Source organism: Corallococcus exercitus (assembly GCF_003611585.1).
GTDB lineage: Bacteria > Myxococcota > Myxococcia > Myxococcales > Myxococcaceae > Corallococcus > Corallococcus exercitus.
The window spans coordinates 1-3,902 of sequence record NZ_RAVW01000622.1 but is presented as its reverse complement, the minus strand read 5'-3'; the positions used below and the strand labels follow the sequence as shown (position 1 = coordinate 3,902).

General features: G+C 71.1%; 4 protein-coding genes. 2 read left to right on the top strand and 2 right to left on the bottom strand.

Features of this window, described 5'->3' with window-relative positions; genetic code table 11:
- Positions 1–161 precede the first annotated feature (161 nt).
- Together D7W79_RS39790 and D7W79_RS39785 are read left to right on the top strand one after the other, a co-directional pair.
- Complete coding sequence (locus D7W79_RS39790; protein ID WP_120530426.1) at positions 162–590, top strand: hypothetical protein; 429 nt, start codon at positions 162–164, stop codon at positions 588–590.
- Positions 587–1,645 carry a chemotaxis protein CheB gene (locus D7W79_RS39785; RefSeq protein ID WP_167497796.1) on the top strand — a complete coding sequence of 353 codons (1,059 nt, stop codon included), beginning with the start codon at positions 587–589 and terminating at the stop codon, positions 1,643–1,645. Before D7W79_RS39790 ends, D7W79_RS39785 begins: the two co-directional genes overlap by 4 nt.
- Positions 1,646–1,649: 4 nt before the next feature.
- Here the strand turns inward: D7W79_RS39785 and D7W79_RS39780 are convergent, their stop codons facing one another.
- Together D7W79_RS39780 and D7W79_RS39775 are read right to left on the bottom strand one after the other, a co-directional pair.
- Positions 1,650–2,864, bottom strand: a complete 1,215-nt coding sequence (locus tag D7W79_RS39780) for a sensor histidine kinase (protein WP_147442298.1) — start codon at positions 2,862–2,864, stop codon at positions 1,650–1,652.
- Positions 2,865–3,031: 167 nt separating this feature from the next.
- Positions 3,032–3,902, bottom strand: an 871-nt coding sequence (locus tag D7W79_RS39775; RefSeq protein ID WP_120530424.1) for a PAS domain-containing protein, incomplete at its 5' end; no start/stop codon positions are given.

Genomic DNA, 3,902 nt, shown 5'->3' with positions numbered 1-3,902 from the left:
CCCCCCTCCCTCCTGGCCAGCCTCCCTGGAATTTTCTGGAAACTTCCGATTGAAACCACACGCCCCACCCCGCCGGGTGGGCAACGCGTACCGGCATCCCTAGCCTTGAAGGACACGAGTGCGCCAGGAGGGCCGACTGCCTCCCAGCAAGGAACCGCCCCATGAAGCCGCATGGCGAAGAGGCACGGAAGGCCCCCACACTGGCGCAGGCCCTGGAGGCGCGGGCCGACGCACGCCGGCAGGAGGCGGTGGCGGCCCGGGCCCAGGCGAAGGCCTATGACGCGCTCGCCCAGGCCTGCCAGCAGCGCTCCCAGGCCCTGAGCGTCGTTTCGCGGATGGATGCGGTCCTGGCGGACGTCACGGAGACCGACGAGGAACGCTCCCGCGTCCGGGCGGACGGCCAGCGCGCCCTGGATCACTCGCGGCTCACCGAGCGGGAGGCCTCGCTCCATGCCACGGAGGCCCGGCGGGCGGACGCGGAGGCGAGCCGCGCGGACGCCGAGGCCGACGTGTCGTCCCAGAAGGCAGGGGCCTTCGTGAGTCGGATGCATGACGCGGCGCGGTCCCTGGAGCACCCGGACAAGGAATGAAGAACGTGCAGACCCACGACATCATCGTCATTGGCGCCTCCACGGGGGGCGTGGAAGCCCTGACCCTGCTGGCCCGGCAGCTTCCCGCGGACCTGGCCGCCACGGTGCTGGTGGTGCTGCACGTGTCGTCGCAGCACCGCAGCTACCTGCCGGAAATCCTCACGCGCTCCGGGCCCTTGAAGGCCCACCATCCCCGGGATGGAGAGGCGCTGGAGAAGGGCCGCATCTACGTGGCGCCCAATGACAGACATCTGCTGTTGGAGCCCGGGCGCGTGCGGGTGATGAAGGGCCCCCGGGAGAACGGGCACCGGCCGGCGGTGGATCCGCTGTTCCGCTCGGCCGCGAGCGCCTATGGCCCCCGCGTGGTGGGGGTGGTGCTCACCGGGGCGCTGGATTGCGGCACCGCGGGCCTGCTCACGGTGAAGAAGGAAGGGGGGGTGGCCGTGGTGCAGGACCCCCGGGATGCGCTCTGTCCGGACATGCCCCGCAGCGCGCTGGAATTCGTGGCGGTGGACCACTGCGTGCCCATGGGGGAAATGACGTCCCTGCTGACACGGCTGGTGTCGCAGCCGGTGAAGTCGCGACCGCGCAAGCGCTCCCGACAGGTGGAGACAGAGGTGACGGCGATGACGGTGGACATTCCCTTGATGGAGGAGCCACCCGCGCTCACGGAGTTCGCGAAGCCCTCCCACTTCTCCTGCCCTGACTGTGGCGGCGTGCTCTTCGAGCTGGATGAGGAAGGCTTCATGCGCTTCCGGTGCCGCACCGGCCACGGCTACACCGGCGAGGCGCTGTCCGGCAGCCAGCAGCACCGCCTGGACGCCGCGCTGTGGGCCGCGCTGCGCGCGCTGGAGGAGAGCGCGGCCCTGGCCCGCCGCATGGCCGCACGGGCCAAGGAGCGCAACCACATCCACTCCGCGGAGCGCTTCGACGAGCGCGCCCTGGCCGCCGAGGCCCAGGTGGAGCTGCTGCGCCGGGCGGTGCTGTCGGGGCCCGACCCTTCCGCGATGCCCGGCGAGGACGAGGCCGCGGACGGGTCGGAGCAGACGGGCTGAGCCCTCAGCGCGCCTTGCGCCGGGCGGGCGCCTTCGCCACCGGGAAGCGGAAGGTGAACACCGCGCCCTTCTCCGGCCGGTTGGCCGCGGTGAGCGTGCCGCCCGCGCGCGTCACCACGCCATGGGCCATGGACAGGCCCAGGCCCGTGCCCTTCTCGCCCTTGGTGGTGAAGAAGGGCTGGAAGAGGTTGGGCAGGTGCTCCTCGGGGATGCCCGTGCCCTCGTCCTCCACCGTGAGCCAGACGGCCTTCGCGCGGTGGCCCGCGCGGACGTGGATGGTGCCCCCTTGGGGCATCGCGTCGCGCGCGTTGATGAGCAGGTTGATGACGACGTAGCGCAGCTCCATGGCGGAGCCCGCCACCAGGGGAAGCCGCTCCGGCAGCTCCACGTGCAGGTCCAGGGGCTTGCCGGTGTGCTGGGCCCGGTGCTCGATGCCGCCGCGGGCGATGTCCACCGCGTCCCGGACCACCTCCACCAGCTGCACGAGTTCGACCGTGGACCCGGACTTGTAGCGCGTGAAGTCCTGGAGGCGCCCCACGCGGCCGTTCGCGTCGGACACGATGCGCGACAGCGCGTCCAGGTGGCGCTGGCTCTGCTGGGCGATGACCGTGTCGCGCTGGAGCATCTCCAGCCGCAGCCGCATGGCGTTGAGCGTGTTGCGCAGGTCGTGCGCGATGCCCGCCGCCAGCTCGCCCAGGGCGCGGATCTGCGCGCGCTCCACCTCCGTGGACCGCGCGCGCTCGAGCTCCTCCTCGGCCAGCGCCTGGACCGTGACGTCTCGGGCGAGCACCAGGACCTCTCCGCCAGCGGGGCCCGCGACGCGCTCGGTCCGGACCTCCAGCACGAGCGGCTCCGCCGCGCGGGTCTGACGGTAGCGCATGATGTGCGTGCCCTCGTCCGTTCGGGTCAGCACGGCCTCCGCCTCCGCCAGGCCCACCTCGCGCAGGGACGCGTGTTCCGGGCCGGTGTGCTCCCGCCCGTCGATGCGCCGCCAGGGGCCCCGCAGGCGGCACAGGTCGTGCCAGCGCGAGTTGGCCAGCACCATCCTCCCCGTGCGCAGCACCGCCAGCGCGCTGTCGCTGGTCTCCAGGGCCCAACTGGACAGCCTGAAGGTGCTGACGTGCAGCGTCGTGCGCTCCTCCAGCTTGGTCACCAGCGCCGCGTGCTTCATCAGCAGGTCGCGGTACTTGCGCAAGAGCCCGGGGGATTCCGTGGACACGGTGGCCGAGCTATCCGAGCTATCCGAGCTATCCGAGCTATCCGAGCTATCCGAGCTATCCGAGCTATCCGAGCTATCCGAGCTATCCGAGCTATCCGAGCTATCCGAGCTATCCGAGCTATCCGAGCTATCCGAGCTATGCTGCTTGTTCGGTGGCCGCCGGGAGCTCATGCCTTCCCCCGGCTCTTGAGCTTGCGGTTCTCTTCCAGGAGGGCGGTGGCCCGGGTGGTGTCCTCGAAGAGGATGATGGAGCCCAGCACGGTCGTCTCGGTGACGAGCGGCGTGGCCACCATGGTGGCGCTGCCCTTGCCGCCATGGGGCAGCTGGTAGGGGATGCCCTCAAGCCGCAGGGAGCGGTTCTCCTGCAGGTGCCGGCGCAGCTTGAGGATCAGCGCGCGCTTGAGCGCGGGCACGTGCAGCGACCACAGCGTCTGGCCCACGGCCTCGCGCTCCGTCAGGCCCAGGAGCCGCTCCGCGGCCAGGTTCCAGGTGGTGATGCGCCCGTCGCCCTCCAGCACCAGCACCGCCGCGGAGAGCGTGCGGATGATGGTGCGCTGGCAGAAGGCCAGCGAGTCCATCTCCAGGGTGCGGTGCGCCAGCTCGCGGTTGGTGGCGTCCAGCTCCGAGTTGGCGGACTGGAGCTCCTCGTTGGTCGTCTCCAGCTCCTCGTTGGTGGACTGGAGCTCCTCGTTGGTCGTCTGCAGCTCCTCGTTGGCGGACTGGAGCTCCTCGTTGGTCGTCTCCAGCTCCTCGTTGGAGGCGCGCAGCTCCTCGTTGGAGGACTGCATCCGCAGGTTGAGGGACTGCAGCTCCTCCTGCGCCGTCTGCAGGTCCTGCTCCAGCCCACGCATGTGGGTCATGTCGTGGGTGACGTACACCAGGCCGAGGCGCTCGCCGGCGCGGTCGCGCAGGGCGACGACCTGGGTGCGCAGCGTGAGGGGCTCACCGCCCGGGCTCTCCAGGAGGCCGTCGGCGGACTCGCGCTCGGAGCGGCCGGCGCGCACGCGGCTGCTCTGTTCGATGAGCAGGTCCCCGCCC